This is a genomic window from Metabacillus sp. 22489 (genome assembly GCF_052044855.1).
GTDB lineage: Bacteria > Bacillota > Bacilli > Bacillales > Bacillaceae > Metabacillus > Metabacillus niabensis.
Genome location: NZ_JBQENT010000015.1, coordinates 93,355 through 100,145, shown reverse-complemented (window position 1 = coordinate 100,145; position 6,791 = coordinate 93,355). Strand labels below are relative to the sequence as shown.

The following is a 6,791-nucleotide window of genomic DNA, read 5'->3' as shown; positions in this document are numbered from 1 at the left end:
AAATATGAATAATAGGCAATTTACACTTATTTTTAAGATAGATTCTAAGAAGAAAATCAAAAATTAAAAAGGCATTTGGGAAAGAAAGCTTTCCCAAATGCCTTTTGTCTTCAATCTGAAAGGACCGAATGGTCCTTTTTATTTTTGTTTATTTAATAATTCATTCGCATGAAAACCAACCTTTTTCAAAAGGTCGATGACAATACTTTTTTCTTCTGCAGTTAATACGTTTAATACCTCATTAATTTTTTCCTCATGTTCTGGAAAAATATCTTCAATTAGTTGTTTTCCCTTGTCAGTAATTTCAGCATGAGTGACTCGTCGATCGTTAGGGCATGCTTTTCGCGCAAGTAATCCCTTTTGCTCGAGTTTATCGACGACATATGTGATACTCCCACTCGCAAGTAAAATCTTTCCGCCAATTTGTTGTAATGGCTGAGCTCCCTTATGATAAAGCAACTCTAAAACAGCAAACTCTGTTGGATTTAATTGATATGTAGAAATATGTTTATTGACAACATCATTAAAAGCACGATGTGCACGTGAAAGAACAATAAATAATTTTAGTGAATCTTCTATTTGTTTTTCTTTTTCCATTTAACTCAATCCTTTAAATAAAATCTAAATATCTCGAATTCGAAACAATTCCAATATTCTTATGATAGTGGAAATACTTTGTTTAGTCAAGATTTTGTATTGTTACTTTCCAATGTTAATATTTTACACAAAGAAACGCATTGAAACAATACTTCTACTTTAATCAAGTTTGAACATATACATAGTTTATACAAAATAATCCTTCCACGATAATCTTAATAAAATGCTTTTTTTGTAAACTTTGTTGTTTACCTTGTTGACGGTTTTTGTTGATTTCATCGTGCAGTACTCGATTACAATAGGGGTAGGTTTAAAGTCTCCTTTTAGTATACACTTGCTCACACTTCACCTTCCCCACTGGAGTCTCACAAGTAGCACCAATCAACCCTTTACCTGAAAATGAGCACAATGTTTTTTATACTTTAGTCATGGACATAGTACAAAAAAGGAAAGTCCGCTATAATATATGTATTGCTCGACATGTATTACGTAAGGATAAACGTAGATATACATTTAAAGGAGAAAATTTATATGTCTAGTGTGTTATTTGGTAGTATATTATCAGCACTTTCAACAGGATTAGGAGCTATCCCAATTTTATTTTTACAAGGAACGCTTACACACCGTTGGCGGGATATCCTTCTCGCTTTTACAGCTGGTATTATGATGACAGCTGCCATGCTAGGATTAATACCCGAATCCTTTAAATATGGTGGAATTATCGAGATATCCATCGGGTTATTTTTAGGTGTTCTTACATTAACAACTCTTGAAAAACTAATCCCACATATTGATTTAGAGCACTCAAAAAGTGGCATTAAATTTGATGAAAAAGCAATGCTAATTATTGCGGCAATTACGTTGCATAACATACCAGAGGGGCTTTCTGTTGGAGTTAGTTATGCATCTGATATAAGTGATACTGGTAATTTAATTGCTTTTGCAATCGGATTACAAAATGCTCCAGAAGGATTTTTAGTTGCCCTTTTCCTCATTAATCAGAGTATTAGCAAATGGAAAGCATTTTTAATTGCAACAGCTACTGGAGCAGTAGAAATTATTGCATCTTTACTTGGATTTTATTTAACAAGTATTATTAGCTTCTTAGTTCCTTATGGACTTTCATTTGCAGCAGGTGCAATGTTATTTATCATTTATAAAGAGCTTATTCCAGAAAGCCATGGCGATGGTAATGAACGAATTGCCACCTATTCCTTTATAATAGGAATACTATTTATGGTTATTTTAATTTATAGCTTTTAGTTCTAAAAACAATTATGCATGTAGAGAGGCTGACTTAAAAGTTAAAACGTCAGCCTCTTTCGTATGAACATACTATTTTTTTAAATTCCAATTTTACTAGTACTGCTTGTCCAAATCATTCGGATATAATCTTCAAACTTCCTTATCAGTGTTTGCTCTTTTTCTTTTATTAGCTGGTCATAATCGTTCAACAAAACATCTAATTCTTGACTACATCTTATCGTTAATTGGCTTGTATACCCTTCCTTATCGGCTGCTTCGATCATTTCCTTTCTTTTGAAATGGATTAATTCGAGAAGCAATTTCTTCATGTTTTCATGATTCATAAGGGTTCCCTCCTAACAATTGTTCGTCCAAGAATTCTTTGAAAGGTAAAAGGAATATATTTCTTACCTGTTTAAATATATTCCCTCTTCCCTACACGTTTAAACCAAGCTATACGATAAATAGTAGTTAGTTTGTAATTTTTTCAATTGCTGCAATCCGAAAATCTTTGCTCTCCAATTTTGTAATAATTTGCTCCAATTTTGCTTCTGTTAAATCTCCTGAAAGATTTAAAATTATTCTTCTTAAATATTTATCACCATTATCTAGAGTAAGCAATCCTTCTATATTTACATCCTTAACAGCTGTTACTAAGTCCTTTAAAGCACCTTTATGCTCCTTCGTCCCGATAGTTAACAAATAACCTCCTGTTTTCATACCGAATGAATCCTCTAATACATCCATTATATTCGAATGGGTAATGATTCCAGAAAATTCATTTTGTTCATTTAAAACTGCTAAAAACGGGAGACGTCTTATTGTTATAAAGGTTTTAAAAAACGAATCATTTTCATAAATAAAGGCATCCTTGTTTGCAATTAAATCTGAAATTTTATCATCGTCTTTCCCATTTCTCTCCACAAAATGCTCCAAAAGATGAACCTTATAAATTAGCCCAACAAATGTTTTCCCATTATCCTTTAATACAGGGACAGAGCGGTATCCTGTCTGGCTTAAATAATCATATGCTTCCTTTACTGTTACATGTTCCTCACAGTATTTTACATCTTCCTTTTTTACATAATTATAACGAACCTTCATGAGTAGTCCTCCTTATAGCAAACAATTGCTATTTTTAGAATGTGGAAAAACGATAAATTGATGTACGAAAACAAATTGCATTTTTCGTCAATACTACATATACTATATATAACTATTGTACGAAAGGGTGTTTATTAGGACAATGATTTACTAATCTTTTTTTCTTAGGAGTTTTTTGAATAAAAAATTCAAACCTAGAGAAATTGGATTAGTCTGTCCTTTATACACCATATACGTTCATTTTATAGAAATTGCATATCTTTATGCTTATTTTTCTATATCATTTTGTATATTGGAACAGTCTGTCCTCTCTATGGTTTAGGGAGGTTTTTTTATGTTTATTGTTAAAGCACGAAATATAACAAAGAGCTTTGCTGATGAAATGATTTTAAATGATGTATCATTCGATTTATTAAAAAATGAACGTGTAGGACTTGTTGGTGCAAACGGTGCTGGTAAAACAACATTAGCCCAAATTATTTATGGCCAGTTAGCTCCTGATTCAGGGAAAATTGAAAAGCAGCAAAACATAACGATTGGCTACTTACACCAATCAGTTGATAACACGCTTCAGGAAGATGCTTTATCCTCAAAGGAATTTTATTTACGAACAAGTGAGCTTGGTTTACAGCAAGTGCAAAATTGGACAAATGAACAGCTTGCCCATTTAAGTGGTGGGGAAAGGCTAAAAATTACGTTAGCGCAAATTTGGGCGACACAGCCTGAGCTCCTTATATTGGATGAGCCAACAAATCACCTTGATTTTCAAGGTGTCAATTGGTTAATAAATGAGTTAAAGCATTTCAATGGGACAGTTCTTATCATTTCACATGATCGTTACTTTCTTGATAAAACCGTGTCTACAATCTATGATTTAGAACAAGGAAACTTAACTATTTATTCAGGAAACTATACGACCTACCGTGAAAAAAAGAAAAAACTCAATGCTGATAAGCTGCACCAATATGAGAATATGCAAAAATATAAAGCGAATGTTGAGCAACAAATCAATCAATTACAGCATTGGTCAGGAAAAGCACATCGAAATATGAATAAACAAGAAGGCTTTAAAGAATATCATGGAGTAAAGGCGAAAAAAATTGATAAAGCGATAAAATCTAAAATGAAGCGTTTAAATCAGGAGCTAGAAAAGAAGAAAATTGAGAAGCCTATTGAAGAAGCAACCGTTCGTTTTCAATTTGCCGAAAATAAAAAGCGCGGAAAAAGAATGGTTGAGGCTGAAAGACTAGAAAAATCTTTTGGAAAACGAACACTATTTAAAGATAGCTCCTTTTATATTAATAATGGGGAGCGTATTGGATTAATTGGTCCAAATGGTTCTGGTAAAACAACATTACTAAATATGATTATCGGACAGGAGCAACAATCAAGCGGCAAACTCATCATCAGTCAAGCTAATAAAGTAGCCTATTTAAGCCAAGATGTTGGAGATATGCCTTTATCCATCCGAGCTATTGACGCTTTGGAATTAACGGATCAGGAAGAACAATTTAAAGCCAGAACTATATTAGCGAATATGGGCATTCATGCTGATAAATTAATGCAGCCAATCGCAACATTAAGTCTTGGGGAACGGACCCGAATAAAGTTAACGAAAATCCTGCTACAAGGGTATAATCTGCTTATTTTAGATGAACCAACTAACCATTTAGACTTAGCAAGTCGAGAGCAACTAGAAGCAGCATTAACTGATTTTACCGGGACATTATTAATCGTTTCACATGATTATTACTTTATGAACAAACTATGTAATAAACTTCTTGTTATTGAAAACGAGAAAATCATCAGGGTCGAAATGAATCTCGAGCAATATGAGAAAAGAAAACAAAGCCAAAGCGAACCAAATATCCTAGGGATAAAAGAGGAATTACTCTGTATCGAAACTGAGATTACAGCTGTTCTCGGACAAATGAGTCTTATTTTACCATCATCTGAAGAGTATATACAATTAGATGAAAAATTCCTTTCTTTAACGAAGAAGAAACGTGAATTAATAAACGTACTTGATAAACGTAATAAGTAAACCTTATTTTCATTTTCAAAAATTATTAGCAAAAAGTCGGATGGAAACTCAGATAGCTTCGTCCGACTTTTTATTATAGCTTTACTTGTTATTGTACCAAGTACTTAGGAATTTTTTCTTACACGCTTGAATCAACCATTTTCTATAATTTTCTCCATTTTTTAAAAGGTTTTGATTTTTAATCTCATCCTTTTCCTAGTTCAATTTATAAAATTTTTATTGACAAATGTATTTATTGCTTGTTAACATGCTAATCAAGCATTCTTTTTTTTAACAATTAATAAAATTTGAAACATTAACTACATAATTTTTTAAATCTCTTATCAAGAGTTGGCAGAGGGACTTGGCCCAATGACGCCGCAGCAACCGACCATACTACCATTGCAAAATGGGGTGATGTTTTCACCTTGGATTTTATCCAATAGGGCACGGTGCTAATTCCATCAGAAAGATTTAACTTTCTGAAAGATGAGAGGTGAGAAGCAGTGACTTCAAGCCTCTTTCATTTATGAAAGAGGCTTTTCTTTTTTAACGATAAATTGAAAGCTAAATAAACAGATAACTTACATGGAGGTCTTTACTATGTGTGCTAGAAAATCATCAGCCTATCAACCATTAACTGAATCGGATGCGATCGCTCTTGTAAAGCGGCTTATGCTATTTGAAGATACAAGTCAATTAACTTGCAATAAAATAGGTGATGGGAATTTATATCTCAACTTTCATGTAAAAGAAACTTCTACTGGTAACGGATATATGATTAAACAAGCATTACCTTATACAAAAATCATAAGTGAAAGCTGGCCTTTTCCAATAGATCGTACACGTATTGAAGACCATGCACTATTAAAACAAAGAGACATAGCTCCTGCCTATGTTCCAAAGGTTTATTATTCAGATGTGAAGCTTGGAATTACAATTATTGAAGACTTGTCACATCTTCACATAGCCCGTAAAGCACTCGTTGAAGGTAGTGAGCTACCATTGCTCTCGACACACCTAGGTGCATTTTTAGGAAAAACATTATTTTATACATCGATTTATGCACATACCCAACATTCGAAAAATGAAATAGAGAGACATTTTTCAAACCCTGATCGTTGTAAAAACATTGAGGAGCTTGATATTACAAACCCACTTTTCGAACATGAGACATTCCATTATGAACCAGTACTAAAAGCAAATGTGGAGAAAATTTTACAGGATAAATTATTAAAGCTTGAAGTAGCAAAATTGAAGGAAAAGTTTCTTAAAAAGCCTGAAGCACTTATTCATGGAAATTTACATACAGGAAACATCCTTGTAAGTGAGCATGAAACAAAAGTTATAGACGAAGGTTTCGCTTATTTTGGACCAATTGCATTTGATGTCGGTCAAGTTTTCGGTCACTTTTTATTAAATATCCTTTCACGTGACTTAGAAGATCAAGAGTTCCTTTTCCAACATCTCATCACAACATGGAACGTATTTGTTGAAGAATTCTCAAAAGCTTGGAAAAAAGATGGCTCTGAAATTTACACAGCAAACAATGGTTATTTAGAGCATATTCTTTCTGAAATATTCACAGATGCTGTTGGCTTTGCTGGTTGTGAATTAATACGTTATACAATTGGGCATGCACATGAAACAGCTTTAGATACTATACAAACATATGACAAAAAAATAACTGTAAAGCAATTAGCCCTTTCATTAGGTTATGAGCTCGTTATTAAGCAAAAAAATATGACAAAGCCTGTACAATTTATTCAATACGTAAAACAGACAATTGCAAATCGTTCTCAACATGTAGCAATAAAATAAC

At 32.9% G+C, this 6,791-nt stretch carries 6 protein-coding genes and 1 riboswitch; of the genes, 3 read left to right on the top strand and 3 right to left on the bottom strand.

Translation table 11 applies throughout. The features are described from left to right. Nucleotides 1-138: 138 nt before the first annotated feature. Nucleotides 139-597 carry a MarR family winged helix-turn-helix transcriptional regulator gene (locus ACTJJ9_RS11290; RefSeq protein WP_095301527.1) on the bottom strand — a complete coding sequence of 153 codons (459 nt, stop codon included), beginning with the start codon at nt 595-597 and terminating at the stop codon, nt 139-141. A gap of 531 nt (nt 598-1,128) precedes the next feature. On the opposite strand from ACTJJ9_RS11290, the gene ACTJJ9_RS11285 reads away from it, so the two are divergent. Then, nucleotides 1,129-1,860 carry a ZIP family metal transporter gene (locus ACTJJ9_RS11285; RefSeq protein WP_145584460.1) on the top strand — a complete coding sequence of 244 codons (732 nt, stop codon included), beginning with the start codon at nt 1,129-1,131 and terminating at the stop codon, nt 1,858-1,860. Nucleotides 1,861-1,940: 80 nt separating this feature from the next. Here ACTJJ9_RS11285 and ACTJJ9_RS11280 read toward each other — a convergent pair whose 3' ends face one another. Both ACTJJ9_RS11280 and cbpA read right to left on the bottom strand, forming a co-directional pair. Beyond that, a complete protein-coding gene (locus ACTJJ9_RS11280) occupies nt 1,941-2,186 on the bottom strand; it encodes an aspartyl-phosphate phosphatase Spo0E family protein (protein ID WP_233452206.1) in 246 nt (81 codons plus the stop codon). Nucleotides 2,187-2,313: 127 nt separating this feature from the next. Continuing rightward, the gene (cbpA, locus tag ACTJJ9_RS11275; RefSeq protein ID WP_095301525.1) at nt 2,314-2,946 is read right to left on the bottom strand and encodes a cyclic di-AMP binding protein CbpA; all 633 of its coding nucleotides are present in this window, start codon (nt 2,944-2,946) and stop codon (nt 2,314-2,316) included. Nucleotides 2,947-3,280: 334 nt separating this feature from the next. Here cbpA and abc-f point away from each other — a divergent pair, with 334 nt between their 5' ends. Together abc-f and mtnK are read left to right on the top strand one after the other, a co-directional pair. Then, a complete protein-coding gene (gene abc-f / locus ACTJJ9_RS11270; protein ID WP_440768661.1) occupies nt 3,281-4,990 on the top strand; it encodes a ribosomal protection-like ABC-F family protein in 1,710 nt (569 codons plus the stop codon). 317 nt (nt 4,991-5,307) lie between these two features. After that, nucleotides 5,308-5,465: riboswitch (SAM riboswitch) on the top strand. Between the two features lie 107 nt (nt 5,466-5,572). Continuing rightward, complete coding sequence (mtnK, locus tag ACTJJ9_RS11265; RefSeq protein ID WP_145584464.1) at nt 5,573-6,790, top strand: S-methyl-5-thioribose kinase; 1,218 nt, start codon at nt 5,573-5,575, stop codon at nt 6,788-6,790. The last annotated feature ends 1 nt before the right edge of the window (nt 6,791 follow it).